The following is a 19,238-nucleotide window of genomic DNA, read 5'->3' as shown; positions in this document are numbered from 1 at the left end:
CTCGCCTGGGTCGCGCTGACGGATTATGCCAGCTCTGGGATCCGGCGCTACCTCCAGACCCTGAGGAGCATGGTCGACAACCATATCGCAGAGAAGGCGTTACGGATCTCTCAGCCGACGCTCGTGGTCTGGGGCACGCGCGACTACATCGTGCCCTATGCGTTCGTGACGAGCCTCGCTGCCTCTCTGCCTCGGGGGCGGCTTGCCGCCATCCCCGGCGCGGCCCACGGGATCAATTACTCGCATCCGGAGGCCTTTACGGCTGCCTTGCTGCCATTCCTTCTTGTGCCGCAAGAGAGGCCTCCGACTGAAGACTCATCCTTCGAATTCGACGTAGATTGAAATTCTTCAGCCGAGCTCGACTGCTTTGAAAATGTCTACCTGCCGACACTCCTTCGACCGCGTGGCCCGGCGGATGCGGGCGTGTTGTCATGATTTTCATCGTGGAGCTTACGCCAGCGGATGAGGCGCTCGGGGTTGAGCCTGCCGTCGGCGACGGCGGCTTGCACGGCGCAGCCGGGTTCGTGCGCGTGCGTGCAGTCGCGGAACCGACACGAAGGCGCGAGTTCGGTGATCTCGGCGAACAGCGTTGCGATCCCTTCCCCGGCGTCGCTGACATGCAGCGTCCGCATCCCCGGCGTGTCGATCACCCAGCCGCCCCCTACGATGGCGTGCAGGGAACGCGACGTCGTCGTGTGGCGTCCCTTGGCGTCGTGCTCGCGAATGCCTCCGGTTTCCTGGGGAAGCGCCTGCCCCGGACCGGCGAGCGTGTTCACCAGAGTCGATTTGCCGACACCGGAAGAGCCGACCACCGCCACGGTCTGCCCCACCCCGCACCACGAGGCTAAGGTTCGTGCCGCTGCAGGAAGCCGGGGATTGACGCTCACGACATCGAGCCCGCGCTGCAACTCGGCAGCCTGACGGCGGTAGACATCAACGTCAGTCGCCATGTCGGCTTTGGTGAGCAAGATCACCGGGTTTGCACCGCCCTGGTTGGCCAGAGCCAGATAGCGCTCGAGGCGGGCCTGATTGAAATCGGCGTTGCAGGAGGTGACGATGAACAGCGTATCGACATTGGCTGCGACGGGCTGCAGGGCCCGGCTACCCTCGAGGCGTCGCTCCAGAACCGTCCTTCGGTTCAGACGGCGGTGGAGCATCCGGGTCCGAGGATGAATCAGGACCCAATCGCCCACGGCGAAGTCAGCGGTGTTGGTATGAACGGGAAGCGTCAGCTCGACCGATCCCGCCTCCGACAGCCCCGTCAGGCGCGAGCGATGAACCGTGGCGATCCGCATGGGCACGAGACCCGTCTCGTGCGGTTCGCGCTGCTCCGCGAAGAAGTCGCGCCAGCCGAGGCTCGCAAGCGGCTCAGACGGGGGGAGGTCGGGATGATCGGTCACCGGCCCGCACATGGCATGGCACCGATCGCGTGACCAGCGGCGCGTAGGGGTGTGCGTTTCGACGCCATCAGCAGCCTCTTCACTCGGACCGTCGCCCCGTGATGGCTCGGAGGTCTGCTTCGAGTCAGACTTCAAGCGGCCTGCAGCCTTCGTACTCGTGCGAATCCGACCAGCTTCCGCGCGTCTTCATCCCAGAGTGCGAGGTTCAGGCAGCCCAGGCTGTCGCGCAGCGTCAGACGGCCGACGCGGCCGAGCATCTCATGGCCGTCCAGGCATTCCTGCAAGCGGTAGTTCGGAATGCGGCTGTTCAGATGGTGGACGTGGTGGAGGCCGACATTGCCGGTGAACCATTGAAGAACGCGCGGCAGAACGTAATACGAACTTCCGCCGAGGGCGGCGCGGTGAAAGTCCCAGGTGTCGGCTTCTTCCCAGACGGTCTCCTCATACTGGTGCTGGACGTAGAACAGCCAGCCCCCGATCCAGGCGGCGACGCTGATCACCGGCAGGAACACCCAGAGCACCGTCCCGACGCCGCCGACCGCGACCGTGAGGAGCGCCAGGCCAGCGAAGAGCGCCGCATCAAGCGCCAGCACGTCGCGCCACGCCGTCCGCCACGGGAGCCCGACGCCGGAGGGCAGCCGCTGCAGCAGGAGGAAGTTGAGCGGTGAACCGAGCACGATCAGGATAAGCGGGTTGCGGTAGAGGCGGTAGCGGAGCCGGCTTCGACGCGGCAGAGCGAGGTACTCGCGCACGGTCAGCGTGTGGATATCCCCGGTGCCGCGGCGGCTGAGATCGCCGGTGGAGGCATGATGCAGGGCGTGGGCCCGCTTCCAGCTGTCGTAGGGCGTCACCGTCAGAAGGCTCAAGGCGCGGCCGAGCCAGTCGTTGCCGCGACGTGAGGGCAGGAACGAGCCGTGTCCGCAATCGTGCTGGATGATGAAGAGCCGGACCAGGAGCCCGCCCGCCGGCACGGCGAGCGGTAGGGTCAGCAGCGCGTAGCCGTTCGTCGCCATGCCGAGCATCAGCGCGCACAGCATCAGGTACGGCAGCAGGGTGTCGGCGACTTGCCGCACAGCCAGCTTGGGAATCGGCTCGCGGAATGCGGCGCAGTGCCGAGCCACGTCCCGTGCGAGCTGCGCCTGATCGGGTGGCGATGCTGCGTCGGCGAGCCTGGACGTCGCGGGCGAGTTCGGGGTCGCTCCGGTCACGATGGTCGATGATCCTGTCTGGTGAGCATAGTCAGAAGCGAGACCTGCGAGTGGTGGGACGGCTTTCGAACGGGCCGCCGGGCCGGGAAGCAACGTGTCGATGGCTGGTCATGGCCGGACGTCGATCAGGCCCGTCCATGCCTCGGTCAGGATCCGCCCGCGGCGGTCGGCGCGGTCCGGGGCGGCGTCGCACACCCGGCGCAACACCGCCTTCAGCACTTCGCTCCCGCACGACGCGACAGCCTCCTCGCCCTTCCGACGGATCGCCGCCCGGTAGGCCTTCGTGGCCGGCCCCGCGGGCTGCGTCTCGACGGCCGCGACGAGCGAGAGAAGTGCCGTCACGGCTGCATCGACTGCTGCGCTCTGCTCAGGCTCGGCAGCAGGGGCTGCACGCGGGGGCCGCGGTTCGGCCAAGTGGCCGGTGGTGCGGGGACGCTTCATCGCGGGGTCTCCGGCCGATATCACGAGGTGGCAGCCAAAACCCTGCGTCTCGACGAAAGTCGAGGTCGCCCACACGGTAGACGGAAGGCTGTGAGCTCACAGGCCTACGCCCCCATTCACCGGGCGCCTCCGTCCAGGCCGAGCTGATACGGCCTCGTCATCGCGTGAGCATCGCGAAGCGCTTCCGCCACTCCCTCTGTCGGAAGGCGAGGGGCTAATCTACTCGTTCGCACCTTCGCCATCAGGCTTGGCAGCGACCGGCGGCTTGTTCGGCCGCGGTGCGTTGCGGCGCTTCTCGGGAGGCTTTTCGATCGTCGGCATCTTGGCCACGGCGCGCTTCGCGCGCTCGTTGAAGTCGGCCATCGAGAGGGTCGCCGAGCGACCGGTCGAATTGGATCCTGCCATGTTGGGCCTCTGCTATGCTGCCCAAGGCACAGGATGATGCAGTGGGATCGTTCGTCGTGTGCGCGTGCCGGCGGCGTCCTCGGCTGCCGGCACGAACGATCGTCTAGCCGACCTTGAGGTTCTCGGCCGAGGCTTTGCCGCGGCGTTGGTCGACCACCACCTCATACGAGATCTTCTGGCCGTCGGCGAGGTCGCGAAGGCCGGCCTTCTCGACCGCAGAGATATGCACGAACACGTCCTGGCCGCCGTCGTCGGGCTGGATGAAGCCGAAGCCCTTCGTTCCGTTGAACCACTTTACCGTACCGGTTGCCATAGGCGTCTCTCCCTTGCTGGATGTGCGCTCTACCCGATCTGGGGGCCTGCCGTCTCCCGAACAATTTGCTCCCGCGAGCGCGTAGCCGAGCCTGCGCCGCCAGGCGGCGGCCTCTTGCTCGTGGGATTCAGCGCGCAGCGCGTGTGGCTCGTCACCGGTGATAAAGCTCCGCAGCTGATCCGCGTGCGCCGGTTGCGGGTAGATCAGGGCTGCCTTTTCGCCGAACGCGGTCCACACCGGAAGCGAGCCGTCGCGCACGAACATGGCGACGGCCTCGACAGCCTCCCACCGATCAAGATCGTCAGGGCTTTGAACCGCACGGCACACGATACGGGCGCGCAGGAAGGGATCGTCGGCTGTCGGCGCAGTCTCAAGGGACAAAATCACGCCTGACCGGTCAGGCCTTAGTTCGTCTGGCAGCGCACCGATCTTGCGCCAAAGACAGAACCATTTGGCGCAAGCTCCCGGTCGAACGCGGTGGATGCCACAGGACACGCCTGTGTTGTGTTCGCACTCGACGCCTGCCGGTTTGGCAAGAGCCTGAACCGCAAAAGTCTGGCAGCACGCTGTGCAGGAGCCACAGACGCGATTCGGGACAAGGCGCTGCGCCATATGTCAGTTTTAAGCGGCCAACTCGTTGTTTTCTCTGGCTGCCTCGCTCGCCACCTCAACCTCAGGCTGCTGGGAATTGTGGATGGGGGGAAACAGTTCGGCCAGCCCACCCGCGACCCCGTGCAGAACGGAATCGTGGACCGAGCCAAGGTCGCGCGGATGGAGACCGGCGGTGGCCGCGAAGGCAGTAGGCATAACTTCGGGCATGACCTGTCAGGACTCAGGGGCGATAGCCGCTCGGCACCGCTTGGTTGCAGTCAACGCGGACGACCGTGTTCGGTTCATTTGCTGACATTCGGCGGGCACGCGCCGAACCGCCGCTTACCGCCCCGTGCGGACATTCGGGCCGCTGATGTCGAAAGACCGGCTCTGCAAGCAGCCGTTCTGGCGTTGCAGCGGGAACTACCAGCGATAGGAGACCGTACCGAAGACATTCATCGGTTCACTGTAGCGGCAGCCATTGGCGGTTGCGCAAGTGACATAGGCATGGTCGAGGATATTTCGAAGGTTTAGCTGGGCGCGCCAGCCCTTCAGCTCAGGGTCTGCAGCACCGAGATCGTAAGTACCCACAAGGTCGAACAGGGTAGCTGCGCGGGTGTCGAAGGTCACACCACCCGAAATGTTGGAGCTGCCAATGTAGCGCACGCCGCCACCGAGTCGCAGGCCAGGAATACCGAACAGGCCCATGTCGTAGGTGCCGAACACTGCCGCCTGATGATAGGGGACGAGATCAAGACGTTGGTTCAGGGCCGCCGGATCCGTAGTGCGCACCTGTCGCGCATCTGTATAGGAATAGGATGCCACCGCTTGGAGCGGTCCGAAATTCGTCCGCACCTCCGTTTCGAAGCCTTGCGAGCGGACACGCCCCGTCTGGATGCTGAAAGTGGGGTTGGCGGGGTCGGCCACCAGCGCGTTCTGCTGATTGATCTGATAGACGGCCGCACTGACGAGAGTGTTGGCCCCTGGAATGTCCCAGCGCAACCCACCCTCGTACTGATCACCGGTCGTCGGTTGAAATGGATTACCGTTCCGATCCGTGAGCGCGAAGGTTTGGAAAGACTGGCTGTAAGAAACGTAGGGCGCCAGCCCGTAATCTGCGAGGTAGAGCAGTCCGAGACGACCGCTGAAGGCACTGTCGTTCTGCGCGAGCTGGGTGGCGGTGCGGTAGGTCAGCACCTGCGTGCTGGCGAAGTCCTGCCGACCGCCGAGGAGGAGCATGAAGCGATCGAACTTGACCTGGTCTTGAACGTAGAGGCCGACTTGGTCAAGCGTGCTCTTCGAGCCGTTGTTGCGCGCGTAGTTGATGACCGGACTGCCGACACCGTAGACAGGCGCGTAGACATTCAGGTTGCTTGCCGTGCCAGAGAAACGCTCAGAATTGAGAAAGCTGCGGTAGTAATCGATGCCGGCTAGCAGAGTATGGCTTGTCTCACCGAGAACGAACTTCATTTCCAGAGAGGTATCGGAGGCGATACCCGTGGCGTTCTCGTTGCGCAGACTGACACCGCGCGCGGCGACCTGCCGATTGGCCAGGAGCGAGGTCGGCAGAATGTAGTCCCAATCGACGCCGGACTGATAGTAGCGCAGAGCGTGACGCAGTCGCACGCTATCCGAAAAGGCATGATCCACTTGGTAGCCGATCGCTCCGGACCGGGCATCGAAGCGGTCGAAGCTCGGCTCGCCGTAGAAGCGGTTCACGGCAAAACGCGGGAGGGATCCGTTCGGAATCAGCACACCCACCGCCGAGAGTGGCGGCTGAAAACGCGTGTGGATCTCCTGATAGTAGCCGAGCAGTGTCACGGAGGTGGCGCTCGAAGGGCGCCAAGTAATTGCAGGGGCAATGTAGCGCTTGTCGTCCGGTGTGAAGGCGAGATAACTGTCGCTATCGCGGAACAGACCGGTCAACCGGTAGGACCATTCGCCGTCAGGCGTGAGCGGACCGGTGAAGTCGCCCGACACCTCCTTCCGATTGTATTGTCCGAGGGTGACGTTGAACTCATTGTAGGCCGTCTGCAGCGGGTGTTTGCTCACGGCGTTAACGATGCCGCCTGGAGAGAGCTGACCGTACAGGATCGAGGCGGCACCCTTGAGCACCTCGAGGCGCTCCAGCCCGTAGGGCTCCTGCGTTCCATCATAGACGCCGGATTGAAGTTTCAGCCCGTCGCGCAACAGGCCCTGATTGCCTGTTTCCACGGGAAAGCCGCGGATTGTGAAGCCGTCGGAGGTTCTGGCGAAGCCGCCGACGGCTTGGCTGGCGATGCCTGGCGTGTAGGCGAGCGCCTGAGCGAGCGACGTCGCACCTTCGTCCTGGATCTGGCGGGCGCCGACGACATTCACTGTCTGGGGAGTCTCGATGACGGGTGTGTCGGTCTTCGTGCCCGAGGCGCTGACCCGCGCCACGTAGCCACGCACCGGGCCGTTGGCGCGCTCACCCAATGCTTCGCCCTCGACGGAAAGCTGGTCCAGAACGACTTCTCCTGCCCCGGCACCCGGGGCGGCGCTCCAGTCCGCCCGGTAGACCGCGACCGTCTCCGCATCCGTGAATCGGTGAACGAGGCTCGTCCCAGCGAGGATCTGGGCGAGGGCCGCCTCGGGCCCGTAGAGCCCGTGGACCCCTTGCGTCCGGGGAGCCGTCAGTGCCTCCGTGGCGGCCACGAGCCTGAGGCCCGTGACGCTCTCCCAAACCGGGAGCGCGGCAGAGAGCGTGCCGGCGGGTATGTCGAACCAGATCGCCGCTCGCCCCGCTTCCGCTGTGTTGAGCTGCGGAATGCGGACCGGTTCGGCTTCGGCCGCGCCGGTGAGGAGCAGGATCGCGAGGGGCCAGGACGCGTACGGGCGGGAGACAGGGCGAGGCTGCTGCCGAGGAGTCATGATGCCGGGGCTTCGTGCACGATGGTCTGGTGGAGGGACCGGCGTGTGATCGGTCCTTTCATGCAGGACGACGGCTCGGTCCGAATGCCCACCGGACGGGTCGCATTTTCTCGACATTGCGCAGGAAGCCGTCTCTCGACGAGGATCGCCCGCCGTGTTGAACGGGGCTTCCGAGGGTCACGGACTGGATCGCCCTGCTCCCGTCTTCCCGATGCGGGTCGTGTCCGGGCGGATCAGCGTGAGGAGCGGCAGCCGGAGAATACGGACCGGCAAGGCGGTCTCGATCGCGTCGAGCATCCGATCGCTGTCCGCCGTTGAGAAGGTACCGGTGAGGCGCAGTGCCTCCAGGCTGCGGTCCGTCACGAGGATGCGGCCGCGGCGATAGCGGCTCAGGACTGCTGCAACTTCCCCGAGGGGCTGGCCATCGAATACGAGCCGCCCTTGCCGCCATGCGGTCCGTGCACGCGGATCGGCCTGCCGGATCGCACCGATCTTCTGATCCGCGTAGCTCACCTCCTGGCCGGCGAACAGATCGACGGCCTCCGCGTCCTGCTCCGCCACGGCCCGCACGCGGACGACGTTCTCCGTGACGAGGACGCTGGTGCGTACGCCGTCGATGCCGACGTCGAAGGCCGTGCCGAGGGCGCGCGCACTGCCGCCGTCCGCGACGACCTCGAAGGGACGCGCCTTGTCCGGCTGCACGGCGACGTGAATTCGGCCCGTGTACAGTCGCAACTGCCGCCGATCGGCCGTGAAGGCGATGTCGAAGCTCGTACCACCGTCGAGATCGACCCGCGTGCCGTCGGGCAGCACCATATCTCGCCGCTCGCCGACCGCGGTGCGCGCGTCGGCAAGCCAGGAACGAGGCGGCCCGAAGGCTCCGCCTGCAAAGAACCCTCCGGCGGCAAGGCCGCAGATCAGGAAGACGATTACGGTCTTCGGTGGCCCGCGCACGCGCCTAGGAAGGGCCCCCCCGAGCAGACGCCAGAGTTCGGCGGCCCGGTCAGCGGCTTGGCGATGGGACGGATCGGCGTTCTTCCAAAGCTCGAAAGCCCGCTCGACCGCCGCACGGTCCTCACCCGAATTCAGGCGCACCTGCCATTCGAGGGCCTGCTCCGTGAGGGGATCGAGGGTGTCATCGGGTTCGGCAGCGTCGTCCGATGCGGGCGATGTCATGGGGAGGCCGGTGCTGGGGCGTCGTCACAGGCAGTAGACGACCGGGCCGCGGCTGCGAACACCACCAACCGATGATCGCCGCACGCGGCCGGCGTCAGCCGGCCCGCGCAAGCGCTGCGAGACAGCGCCGGAGCGCGGCGAGAATGTCTTTGCCCACCATGGTCGAGGAAATGCCGAGATGCTTCCCGATGCGCGCGTGGCTCCACCCCTCGATGCGATTGAGCAGAAGCGCCTGCCGCCAGCGCGCGGGCATATCGTCCAGGGCCGCCCTCAGCAGCGCATATTCCTGCCGCGCGGTGACCGCACGATCGGCGAGCGGCGCCGGATCGGCGATGTGCAGCGCATCGTCGAGAGAAACCGGCGGGCCACGCCGTCGATTCTGCCGCGCGACGTCGATGGCCAAATTGGCGACGATCGCCCGGAGGAAGTAGCGGGGGCTTTCGACCCCGCCCTGACCATGACCTCCGTTCCTGCAGGACGCGAGGAAGCGGACGATCGCATCCTGCACCAGATCGGCGGCGGCATCGCGGTTGCGCAACCGGGCAAAGGCCAACGCATTCAGTTCGCCGTAATAGCGACGCAGAAGCTGGTCCAAGGAACGCTCGGCATCGTCCGCCGACGCGCGATTTTCGGCCCATGCGCACGATGCGGACATGACGGCGCTCTCCCGGCAATCAAGACGGCAGAGAGGCGCAGATCGCAGGTTTACATTCAACATCAATAACTTAGATCGATTTTAAACTTCGGCGCCGCCTCCGGCCGCTCAAGCACCCACTCGACGACCATGCTGCTGAGCCCGTTGCTGAAAGCCGCCCGATCCCCACCCGGCGATCCCGGTAGGGTCTGCGGGCTCTTTGATGAGGGATGTCACATGTCGGCCACAGAGATGCGAAGGCCGGTGGTTATCCGAGCAGGCCACGCGTCTTCTTTCTCGGCTCCGGCTTCCGGCCGAAGCGAGTCAGGATGGATGCCGAGAGAATGGGACGCAGCTTCCGACAGTCGATGGCGTGGCTGCATACATGGTCCGGCCTCGTGGTCGGCTGGCTGATGTATGCCGTCTTCGTCACCGGCGCTGCGAGCTACTACAAGGCCGAGATTTCCCAGTGGATGCGTCCCGAAATCCAGGCCCAGGCCCGAACCGATCCGGGCCATGCCGCCGACCTGGCGGTTGCGGGATTGCGCCTGTACGCGCCGGAGGCCAAGCAATGGTTCGTCCGGTTACCCCAGGCCTCGGACGGCACGATCGGTCTTCAGTGGCGCGGTCGGAACGGGACACGCGAGAGCCTGATCCTCGACTCCGCGACCGGCAGCCCGATACCGGTGCGCGACACGTTGGGAGGCGAGTTCCTCTACCGCTTCCACTACGAACTGCACATGCCGCCGCTCTGGGGACGCTGGATCGTCGGCATCGCCACGACGATCCTGCTCGTTGCGCTCATCAGCGGCATCATCACCCATCGCCGGATCTTCGCGGACTTCTTCACCTTTCGGCCTCGCAAGGGCGGGCGCCGGGCGTGGCTCGATGCGCACAACGTCGTCGGTGTCCTGGCGCTGCCCTACCACCTCGTCATCACCTATAGCGGGCTCGTGCTTCTCTCCCTGACCCTGATGCCCTGGGGCGTGGTCGCGGCCTATCGCGGAGACGTGCCACGCTTTGCCTTCGATCTCGGTCTCACCGCGATGCCGCCGCGGCCTCCTACGGGGCGCCCAGCCAATCTCGCTCCGATCGCTCCGATGATCGTGGTTGCCAGTCAGCGCGCGGGTTCGAAGCCCGAGCATCTCGTCATCGATAAGCCGCAGGACGCCAACGCCACGGTCACGATCCTCATGGAACAACCGCGTGGGCTGGCGCATCGCCATCCGCAGATCGCCTTCGATGGCGTGAGCGGCGCGGTGATCGCAGAGTCAGTCAATCCGCAGCCTGCAGCACTGGCCTATTTCGTTCTGAACGGACTGCATACCGCTGATTTCGCAGCCCCCCTCTTGCGACTGCTCTATGCCTTGTGTGGGCTCATGGGAGCAGCAATGATCGCATCGGGTTTGATCCTCTGGACGAAAGCGCGAGCACCGTCGCGAGACCAAAGACCCTCTAGGACCGTACAGATCGTTCGCAGTCTCAATATCGGCGTCATCGTCGGCCTTCCCTTTGCGATTGCGGCCTTTTTCCTGGCCAACCGTTTGCTTCCGCTCGGCCTTGCCGATCGCGCAGCCTTCGAGGTGCGGACCTTCTTCGGCGCCTGGTTTCTGTTCTCGCTCCTTTCATTGGTTTTTCAGAGAAAATTTTCCTGGCGCGCTGCAATTTATGTGACAGGTCTGATCTACATTGCGGTCCCTTTTATTGATTTCTTCGCAACTGACGGAAAAGCAGTTGCATCGTATAGTTTTGGCGGCCTGATGGCCGCAATCGGCATATTGAATTTCTACGCCGGCTGCAGAATAAAAGAATAATGATAGTGCGAATTCGTGTTTTGTTCTGCATTGTCTGGAGTCTGGGCGCGCGATCAAACCCTCGGAAGAGTCGCTCTTGCGAACAAGGGAGCGACTTTCAGGAGCAAGCTATACGGCAACCCTCTCTGGACCTCGCGATGGCTTAGCTCGGCCTGGATCTCAGAGCAGTCCTTCACTCGTCTGAACGCGACTATCGGCAGATGCCGCAGTCCTGCCATTTTGCACTCAACTGTTGAACCGCTTACCACCTCCCTCCGATCAAAGCCTGCTGATCCAGTAATGAGCGGCGATAATCCGCATTAAGGTTTGTGCCTGCGCTGCGCCGGCAGGTCGAAGAATTCCGAGCCGCGCTCGTCCGATCGGTTCGGCTATCGTCCCAGCCATGTGCAATCTCTACGCCCTCACCAAGAGCCCAACTGGCGAATCCCTAACCTGATGGCTGCCTTCCTGGCACCGGGTGCCGGAACCGGTCGCCGGCGCGCGAACTTGCATATCGGCGCCACGCCTATTCCGGGCAGACCCTCGTAGGGATCGCGCGGTGCGCATGCTGGCCGACCGGACATGGTTACGGACAGCTTCCGCAAGGACACAGAGGGCCCTCGACGGTCAAGCGTTCGCGCCGCCATCGACGGTGAACCCTGTGCCGTTCACCGAACGCGCTTCCGGGCTCGCGAGGAAGGCGTAGAGCGCGGCCACGTCCTCGGCCTGGCCGTACTCCTTAATCGCCATCCGCTGCCGCTGCGCTTCAGCGTGGGGGCCGTCGGCGGGGTTCATGTCGGTGTTGGTTGAGCCCGGATGCACCAGGTTGACGGTGATACCGCGCGGACCGAGATCGCGGGCGAAGCCCTTGGTCAGGGCGACCAGCGCGGATTTGCTGGCGGAATAGAGCGCCATCCCGGCCTCGGGGACGCGGTCGGCGAGGTTGCTGCCGGTCGTGATGATTCGGCCGCCCTCGGACATGTGCGACAGCGCCGCTTGCGTTGCCAGGATGACCGCGCGCACGTTCACGGCGAGCACCGCATCGATGTCGTCGAGCGTGATCGCCCCGGCCGAGCCGTAGCGGATGATCCCGGCGTTGTTGATGAGGATGTCGAGGCCGCCCAGCTCGGACGCCGCCCGGTCCACGGCCTGCTTAATCGAGGCCGGGTCCGCGGCGTCCATCCGGATGGCCACGGCACGGCCGCCGGCCGCCTTGATCTCCGCAGCGATGGCCTGGGCGGCGTCGGCCGAGCGCTCGTACCCGACCGCGACCGCGGCGCCCTCCGCCGCGAAGCGCCGGGCTATGGCCGCCCCGATGCCGCGGCTCGCGCCGGTGACGAACGCGCGCTTTCCCTGAAGCGATGGCATGATGAACTCCGGTGTTTGCAGTGGCGAAGGGCCCGGTCCTGCCCCCGACGGGAGCGGTCGGCCTGGTGATGGGCGATGGGTAGAGCCGAGGCGGTTCAGGCTCACTTGCCGAAGGAGGCAGCGACCTGGCCGACCAAGGTCGCCCAGGGCATGTCCAAAGCCCCGTAGACCGGGCCGGCCTCGGGACGGCCGTTGTCCTTCAGGATCTCGACCATCAGCGTCGCGTAGTCGGACAGGACCACGCCCGCCTGCGCCATACGGAGAAGGCCCGCTTGGCGCTTGGTCTCGCTGAAGGTCCCGGAGGCGTCGACCGCCACGTAGGCGTCGAGGCCGCGGGCCACGGCCGTCATCGCCGGGAAGGCCGCGCAGACCTCCAGCGAGATGCCGGCGAAGATCAGCTTTGTGCGGCCCGTAGCCTCGATGGCCCGGGCGACGCGCGGGTCGTCGTAGGCGTTCACCGAGGAGCGATCGATGATCTCGACGCCAGGCAGCGCCTCCACCAACTCGGGGAAGGTCGGTCCCCACATGCTGTCGCGCGCCGTCGTGGTGACCACGATGGGGAGCCCCAGCGCCCTGGCGGCCTTCGCCAGGGCGACCACGTTGTGCTTGAGCTCGCCCGTGGAGTAGTCCCGCACGCCCGTCATCAGGCCGACCTGATGGTCGACGAGGATGAGGGCGGCATTCTCGGCGGTGAGCGGTTCGTAGGCGCGAGCGGTCATCGTGTCCTCCTGTTCAAGGCCCCCCGGGGGCCGGCGACGGGCAAGAGGTATCGGCTGGACCGGCGGACCAGAAGCCGCGACAATCCGAACCCAGCGTCCAGCGGTTTGGACGATGGGGAGATGGCGTGCTCGACCTGAACGACTTCTTCTACTTCGTGCAGGTGGTCGACCGAGGCGGCTTCACGGCCGCCGGCCGGACGCTGCGCGTGCCGAAATCCACCTTGAGCCACCGCCTCCAGCAACTGGAGAGCGCCCTCGGCGTCCGATTGCTGAACCGCACCTCGCGCCGGTTCGGCATGACGGATGCCGGCGAGGACTTTTACCGCCATGCGGTGGCGATGCTCCGCGAGGCCGAACAGGCGGAGACGACGATCCGCCAGCGCCTGACGGAGCCGACAGGCACGGTGCGATGCACCGCCGGCGTCGCGACCATGCAGTTCGCCCTGGCGGACATCATCGCGGATTTCCTGGTCCGCTACCCGAAGGTGAACGTCGTGGCCCATGGTGCGGACCGCACCGTCGACATCGTCGGCGAGAACTTCGACCTCGCTGTGCGGGCCCATACGGATCCACTGCCGGACTCGAACCTCGTCCAGCGTACCCTGGCGCCAGCGCCCTGGTTCCTGTTCGCCGGATCGGCCTACCTCGACGGGAACGGCACGCCGGAGACCCCTGACGACCTTCGGGACCATCCCTCGCTGTTCATGATGCGGACCGGTGTGGCGCCGGTCTGGCGGCTACGGCACGCGAGCCGCGCAGGCGACGAGGTAGTGCTGCCGCTGAGCCCGAGGCTGATGGGCGACGACATGGTCGGGCTGCAGCATGCCGCCATCCGCGGCATCGGCCTGGTCGCCCTGCCGAGCTACATCTGCCGTCAGGCCGTCCGGTCGGGTGCCCTGCGGCGCGTCCTGCCCGAGTGGGTCGCGGGCGACTCGACCCTGACGGCCCTTATCCCCTACCGCCAAGGCCTCCTGCCGTCCGTACGGGCCTTCCTCGACCATCTCGCGGTGGAATTCCCGAAGGCCGTGCTGCTCTAGACGGCTAGGCCCCCGGCTCCGGCGCGGTTCATCCAACGGCTGCGACGCGCTTGGACCGAGCCGCATCGGCGACAAGCCTTCAGGGTCGCGCTGCACTTCAGCGTCCAAACGATCGGACGATAGGTCCGAAAATGCCCGCCTTCTCGGCCGGTGTCGGTCGCCGCTACATCGGCGCATCAACGCGGCGAGGCAGGACATGACAGCTCTCCAAACCATACAAGCAGCGGACACGCTCCATCCGATGCTCGGCGAGACCATCTTCGGAAAGCTGCACCGCATCGGCTCGAACTTCTCTGCGACGCACTTCTCCGAGGACGCCTTTGACGGGCGCATGGACCCGCTCCTGATGGTCGACCACTTCGTGATGACGGGGCCGACCTTCGATCCGCACCTCCACGCCGGCATCTCGGCCGTGACCGTCATGTTCGAGGACGCGACCGGCGACTTCCTCAACCGGGACACGCTGGGCCGCGACGTCGCCCTCAAGCCCGGCGACCTCTACTGGCTCGCGGCGGCGTCCGGCGCCGCGCACGAGGAGTGGCCGGCCGAAGGGGCGCGGGTCCACGCCCTGCAGGTCTTCGTCAACCTGCCCGCCCGTCTCAAGGCAGAGCCGGCGCGGGCACTGCATGTCCGCGCGGCCGACATCCCGGTCCTCGAAGGCCGCGGTCATCGGGTCCGCGTCGTCCTGGGTCGGAGCGGCGACCTCGTCGGCACGGGCGGCACGCCGGAGGAGATGACGCTGCTGGACGGCTTCCTGCAGCCGGGCGGCGCCTTCGCCCACGCCCTGCCCGAGGGTCGGCAGGCTTGGATCTACGCCGTGTCGGGATGCGTGTCCGTCCGCTGCCGCGAGGAGGAACGCCTCCTGCCGGAGGGCAGCGCACTGGCGGTCGGCGCCGGTTCCGACGCCGAGCTCATCCTCGGCGCGGCCGAAGCCTCGCACTTCGTGCTGATGGCCGGACGGCCGATCCGCGAGCCCTTCGTCAAGCGCGGTCCGCTGGTCATGTCCACGGTGGCCGACGTCGAGCGCACGCTCGCCGGCTACGCCCGGGGCGAGTTCGGCCGCATCCCGGCCTGAGGTCCGATCAGCGATGCACGAACCCCGCGCGTCGCCGAGCGACGCGCGGACGGCGCAGCCATGCCTGCCGATGGCTCGGCCGGCGCGACAACGGAACCCTGAGATGAGCCAAGACATCGACGATGAAGTTGTTCTGCGCGGGACGAGCAGCATCCCGCTGTCCCCGGACGAGCGGCGGCGCGCGGTGGCCCTCCGGGAGTTGTTCGCCCGCTTCTGGGGCGCGGCGACGGGAGAACCCCGGGCCGTCTATGACACCTTCGTGTCCGGAAGCCCGCTCGCGGACGGGGTGACGTTCGACCCCGTGGACGAGGCCGACGTCCACGGCTGGTGGGTGCGCCCGAAGGAGGCCGGGGCCGGCCGGGCCATCCTCTTCCTGCACGGCGGCGGCTACGTGCAGGGCACCGCGGCGGCCTATCGCGGCTTCGTCAGCCAAGTCGCAGGACGGGCCCGCATCGCCGCCCTCGCCATCGACTACCCGCTGGCCCCGGAGATGACGCTGCCCGCCGCCCCGAACGCGGCACTGGCTGCCTGGGATTGGCTTGTCGGCCAAGGCTACGACCGCATCGCCGTCGTCGGGGATTCGGCCGGGGGCGGCTTGAGCCTCGTCACCCTGGCGAACCTCGCCCGACGCGCGGATGGTCCGGCGCCGGTCGCCGGCGTCGTCTTCTCGCCCTGGACCGACCTGACGCTGTCGGGACCGTCCATGAGCGATCCCGCGGTGCAGGACCCGCTCATCGGCCGCGAATACCTTCAGGACTGCTCGCGCATATATGCCGGCGCGCTCGATGTCGGGGACCCGCTGGCCTCGCCGCTCTTCGGCGACCTGCGCGGACTGCCCCCGCTGCTGATCCAGGTCGGCACAGACGAGCGCCTGCTCGACGACGCGACGCGCTACGCCGCCCGCGCGACCGAGGCCGGCGTCCCGGTTCGCCTGGAGGTCTGGGACGGCCTGCATCACGTCTTCCAGTTCGACGTCGCCCACCTCGACAGCAGCCGCCGCGCCCTCGACCGGGCCGCCGCCTTCCTGCGCCGCGCCTTCGCGTCCTGACCATCGCCGCTCTCGAAGAGGACATGTCCGCCATGCCCACCCATACCGCCATTCCGGCCAAGGCCTTCGACGTCGTCATTGCCGGCGGGGGCTCCGCGGGTGCCGTGCTCGCACGCCGGCTCAGCGAGAACCCGAACCGGACGGTCCTTCTGCTGGAGGCCGGACCGGCCTACGCCCCGGACGCCTATCCGGACGTCATCGCGAACGCGAACCGGGTCGGCGGCGACGCGATGCACGACTGGGGCTACCGCACCCAGGACCATCTCGGCCTCGGTCACGACGTGCGCGCGATCCGCGGCAAGGTGCTCGGCGGCAGCTCCGGCGTGAACGCGGCGGTCGCCATGCGGGCGCGGGCGTCCGATTTCGCCCGCTGGAGCGCGCGTGGTCTCGACGGCTGGTCGTGGGACGAGGTGTTCCCGATCTTCAAGGCGCTGGAAAACACCCCGACCGGTGACGATGCCTGGCGCGGGCGTTCCGGCCCCCTCCCGATCCGCCAGCGGAGCATGGAGGAGATCACCCCCTCCATGCGGGCCTTCGTGCTGGCGTCTGAGGCGGCCGGCCTGTCCCGCATCACGGACTTCAACGGCGCCGAGCAGGACGGCGTCTCACCCTATCCGCTGAACGTGGTCGACGGCCGGCGCATCAACACGGGCATGGCCTATCTCACGGAGGAGGTCCGCGCCCGAACGAACCTCGCGATCGTCGGGGGCGCGGAAGTCGACGCCGTGCTGTTCGACGGCCGGCGGGCGCGGGGCCTTCGGCTGGCGGGCGGCGAGATGGTCGAGGCCGGACGGGTGATCCTCTCGGCCGGGGCGTTCGGCAGCCCCGCCATCCTGATGCGGTCGGGCATCGGGCCGGCGGCGCACCTGCGCGACCTCGACATCCCCGTGCTGCAGGACGCCCCGGTCGGAGAGCGGCTCAAGGAGCACCCGTTCTACTACAACGTCTACGCGCTGAAGCGGGAGGCGCGGTCGATGGATCCGGTGGCGGGCGCGATCATCTGGACGCGGTCGAGCGAGGCCGCTGCGGACGAGCTCGACCTCCACGTCTCGGGGACGCACATCTTCGACCCGGCGCAGAGCCCGACCGGGGGCGCCATCGTCCTGGCCTGCTCGGTCACGCTGCCGAAGTCCGTCGGCTCCGTCAGGCTGGCGAGCCGCGACCCGCGGGCCATGCCGCTCATCCGCTACAACTTCTTCGAGGACCCGAGCGATCTGCGGCGCATGATGGAAGCCGTGCGCCTGTCGCGGCGCATCGGCCGGACGGCTCCGTTCGGCGACGTGGTCGAGGCCGAGATGTTTCCCGGTCCCGACGTTCGTGACGACGATGCGCTGCGGCGCGCCGTGGTCTTGGCGGTCGACGGCTACGCCCATCCGACCTCGTCCGTCCCGATGGGCGGCCCGGACGACCCCCGGGCCGTGGTCGACGGGAGCGGGGCGGTCCGCGGGGTGGTGGGCCTGAATGTGGTCGACGCCTCGATCATGCCCGACATCGTCTCCGCGCCGACCAACGTGACCACGATCATGGTCGCCGAGGCGATCAGCCCGAGGCTCGTCTGACGCTCTTCCATGGTGTGGCGGAGGACGGCACCGCCGCTTCCGACAGGCCGGGCCGATTGCCCACGCCCATCCGGTCCGGCCCCTCATTCGACCTCACAGGAGGACGGTCATGAACACGGTCTCTCTCGTCGGCGGCCCACGCCTCCACCTCGCGCAGCGCCTCAGGGACATCGCCGCGAACACGCCGGCCTCCTATTTCGGCATCGTGCTGGGACTATCCGGCCTGGGCGGCGCCTGGCGCGCGGCTGCCCTCGTCTGGCACCTGCCCGCTTTCGTCGGGGAGGCGGTCTACGCTCGACGCGGCTGGGTCGCGCTTCGCCGCGTTGCTCGGCATCTCAGCCCCGCTCAGCCCCCCCTCTTCGACCGTGATGGCGAGGATCGGCGCCAATCCATCCACCGCCGCGTCAGGCGCGATGGCGAGGCTCGACAACCCGAGCCAGACCGCCATCGCGCGGAGTTCCAGCATCAACCGTTCCGCCGTGTCCGCCGGCGCGCCCGGCTCGACATGCGCGCGCTGGACGATCAACGCGCCTCGCTTGCGGTCCGCCTTCAGGTCCACGCGGGCGACGAGCGCGCCGTCCAGAAGGAACGGGAGCACGTAGTAGCCGTGCTCGCGCTTATGGGCGGGCGTGTAGATCTCGAGCCGGTAGCGGAACCCGAACAGCCGCTCGGTACGGGGACGATGCCAGACCAGCGGGTCGAACGGCGACAGGAGCGCCGCGCCTTCGAGGGCGCGCCCCGGTCGGGCATCCTGGTGCAGGTAAGCCTGGTGCGACCAGCCCTGCACGCGAACGGGGACGAGCGTACCCTGATCGACCAGCTGTTCGATGGGGAGCCGGGCGTCCGCGGGGCCGATGCGGTAGTAGTCGCGCAGGTCATGCGCCGTCGCAACGCCCATCGCCCGCGCCGCGCGCGCGATGAGCTCGCGTCGGGCGTCCACCTCATTGGGCGTCGGGCGCTGCAGGACGGCGCGGGGCAGCACCCGCTCGGGCAGGTCGTACACCCGCTCGAAGCTGCCGCGACGATGGGTCGAGGCGACCAGCCCCGCCCAGAACAGCCATTCCAACGCGTGCTTGGCGCCGCTCCACATCCACATGCCCTGGGCAGGCTTGGTACCGGCGACGTCGGAGGCGGCGATCGGTCCCTCACGCTCGATGCGCGCGAGCAGCGCGTCGGCCTCGGCGCGTCTCTCGCCAGCGAATGGTTCGAGCTGTCGCCAGACGCCCTGGCCGCGACGGGCACGGTCCATGCGCCAGCGCAGCAGGGGCTGACAGTCGATGGGCAGGAGCGATGCCTCATGGCCCCAGTATTCGAAGAACCGCTTCGGCCTGGCGGCCGCGGCGGCATCGAGGAGGGCGCGGTCGTAGGCGCCCAGGCGCGAGAACAGCGGCAGGTAGTGGGCTCGCACCAGCACGCTCACGCTGTCGATCTGCAGGAGACCCAGTCGGTCGATCCCCTTGCGCAGGCGGGTGGCATCAACGCTCCCTGCGTCACGCCGCGCAGCAAAGCCTTGGGCGGCGAGCGCGATGCGCCGGGCCTCGGAGGCCGACAACTCCGTCTTCAGCGTCGTCCTCCTGAG

General features: G+C 67.2%; 17 protein-coding genes. 6 read left to right on the top strand and 11 right to left on the bottom strand.

Translation table 11 applies throughout. From position 1 onward, the window contains the following. Nucleotides 1–342, top strand: a 342-nt coding sequence (locus ABS772_RS00440) for an alpha/beta fold hydrolase (RefSeq protein WP_350391635.1), incomplete at its 5' end; no start/stop codon positions are given. A gap of 35 nt (nucleotides 343–377) precedes the next feature. Here the strand turns inward: ABS772_RS00440 and rsgA are convergent. The 8 genes from rsgA to ABS772_RS00400 all read right to left on the bottom strand — a co-directional run bounded on the left by rsgA (nucleotide 378) and on the right by ABS772_RS00400 (nucleotide 9,081). After that, the gene (rsgA, locus tag ABS772_RS00435; protein ID WP_350391634.1) at nucleotides 378–1,412 is read right to left on the bottom strand and encodes a ribosome small subunit-dependent GTPase A; all 1,035 of its coding nucleotides are present in this window, start codon (nucleotides 1,410–1,412) and stop codon (nucleotides 378–380) included. A gap of 119 nt (nucleotides 1,413–1,531) precedes the next feature. Then, on the bottom strand, nucleotides 1,532–2,521 hold the full coding sequence (locus ABS772_RS00430; protein ID WP_350391637.1) for a fatty acid desaturase: 990 nt from the start codon (nucleotides 2,519–2,521) through the stop codon (nucleotides 1,532–1,534). Between the two features lie 195 nt (nucleotides 2,522–2,716). Next, nucleotides 2,717–3,049 (bottom strand): hypothetical protein, encoded by a 333-nt coding sequence (locus ABS772_RS00425; protein ID WP_350391633.1) that lies wholly within the window; start codon nucleotides 3,047–3,049, stop codon nucleotides 2,717–2,719. Between the two features lie 219 nt (nucleotides 3,050–3,268). Next, nucleotides 3,269–3,412 carry a hypothetical protein gene (locus ABS772_RS00420; protein ID WP_182556833.1) on the bottom strand — a complete coding sequence of 48 codons (144 nt, stop codon included), beginning with the start codon at nucleotides 3,410–3,412 and terminating at the stop codon, nucleotides 3,269–3,271. A 145-nt stretch (nucleotides 3,413–3,557) separates the two neighbouring features. After that, on the bottom strand, nucleotides 3,558–3,767 hold the full coding sequence (locus ABS772_RS00415) for a cold-shock protein (protein WP_056241414.1): 210 nt from the start codon (nucleotides 3,765–3,767) through the stop codon (nucleotides 3,558–3,560). Nucleotides 3,768–4,781: 1,014 nt separating this feature from the next. After that, complete coding sequence (locus tag ABS772_RS00410) at nucleotides 4,782–7,250, bottom strand: TonB-dependent siderophore receptor (protein ID WP_350391632.1); 2,469 nt, start codon at nucleotides 7,248–7,250, stop codon at nucleotides 4,782–4,784. A 177-nt stretch (nucleotides 7,251–7,427) separates the two neighbouring features. Continuing rightward, nucleotides 7,428–8,426: a FecR family protein gene (locus ABS772_RS00405; protein WP_350391631.1), complete on the bottom strand. Its 999-nt coding sequence runs from the start codon at nucleotides 8,424–8,426 to the stop codon at nucleotides 7,428–7,430. A gap of 94 nt (nucleotides 8,427–8,520) precedes the next feature. Then, nucleotides 8,521–9,081 (bottom strand): RNA polymerase sigma factor, encoded by a 561-nt coding sequence (locus ABS772_RS00400; protein WP_350391630.1) that lies wholly within the window; start codon nucleotides 9,079–9,081, stop codon nucleotides 8,521–8,523. Nucleotides 9,082–9,404: 323 nt separating this feature from the next. Between ABS772_RS00400 and ABS772_RS00395 the strand changes: the two genes are divergently transcribed. After that, nucleotides 9,405–10,874, top strand: a complete 1,470-nt coding sequence (locus ABS772_RS00395) for a PepSY-associated TM helix domain-containing protein (RefSeq protein ID WP_350391629.1) — start codon at nucleotides 9,405–9,407, stop codon at nucleotides 10,872–10,874. Between the two features lie 606 nt (nucleotides 10,875–11,480). Here ABS772_RS00395 and ABS772_RS00390 read toward each other — a convergent pair. Both ABS772_RS00390 and ABS772_RS00385 read right to left on the bottom strand, forming a co-directional pair. Further along, nucleotides 11,481–12,221 carry an SDR family NAD(P)-dependent oxidoreductase gene (locus tag ABS772_RS00390; RefSeq protein WP_350391636.1) on the bottom strand — a complete coding sequence of 247 codons (741 nt, stop codon included), beginning with the start codon at nucleotides 12,219–12,221 and terminating at the stop codon, nucleotides 11,481–11,483. Between the two features lie 101 nt (nucleotides 12,222–12,322). Continuing rightward, nucleotides 12,323–12,940, bottom strand: a complete 618-nt coding sequence (locus ABS772_RS00385) for an isochorismatase family protein (RefSeq protein WP_350391628.1) — start codon at nucleotides 12,938–12,940, stop codon at nucleotides 12,323–12,325. A gap of 125 nt (nucleotides 12,941–13,065) precedes the next feature. Here ABS772_RS00385 and ABS772_RS00380 point away from each other — a divergent pair, with 125 nt between their 5' ends. The 4 genes from ABS772_RS00380 (at nucleotide 13,066) to ABS772_RS00365 (ending at nucleotide 17,659) form a co-directional block, all read left to right on the top strand. After that, complete coding sequence (locus tag ABS772_RS00380; RefSeq protein ID WP_350391627.1) at nucleotides 13,066–13,977, top strand: LysR substrate-binding domain-containing protein; 912 nt, start codon at nucleotides 13,066–13,068, stop codon at nucleotides 13,975–13,977. Between the two features lie 196 nt (nucleotides 13,978–14,173). Next, entirely contained in the window at nucleotides 14,174–15,052 is an 879-nt protein-coding gene (locus ABS772_RS00375) for a pirin family protein (protein ID WP_350391626.1), read from the top strand. A gap of 103 nt (nucleotides 15,053–15,155) precedes the next feature. Beyond that, entirely contained in the window at nucleotides 15,156–16,100 is a 945-nt protein-coding gene (locus ABS772_RS00370; RefSeq protein ID WP_350391625.1) for an alpha/beta hydrolase, read from the top strand. 32 nt (nucleotides 16,101–16,132) lie between these two features. Further along, nucleotides 16,133–17,659 carry a GMC family oxidoreductase gene (locus tag ABS772_RS00365; RefSeq protein ID WP_350391624.1) on the top strand — a complete coding sequence of 509 codons (1,527 nt, stop codon included), beginning with the start codon at nucleotides 16,133–16,135 and terminating at the stop codon, nucleotides 17,657–17,659. A 214-nt stretch (nucleotides 17,660–17,873) separates the two neighbouring features. Here ABS772_RS00365 and ABS772_RS00355 read toward each other — a convergent pair whose 3' ends face one another. Continuing rightward, nucleotides 17,874–19,223 carry a winged helix-turn-helix domain-containing protein gene (locus ABS772_RS00355; RefSeq protein ID WP_407942945.1) on the bottom strand — a complete coding sequence of 450 codons (1,350 nt, stop codon included), beginning with the start codon at nucleotides 19,221–19,223 and terminating at the stop codon, nucleotides 17,874–17,876. Nucleotides 19,224–19,238: the final 15 nt, after the last annotated feature.

The sequence above is a fragment of the Methylorubrum podarium genome, from assembly GCF_040270385.1.
In the GTDB taxonomy this organism is placed as follows: domain Bacteria; phylum Pseudomonadota; class Alphaproteobacteria; order Rhizobiales; family Beijerinckiaceae; genus Methylobacterium; species Methylobacterium podarium.
The sequence above is the reverse complement of the archived record's forward strand: the minus strand, read 5'-3'. Positions and strand labels throughout refer to the sequence as shown.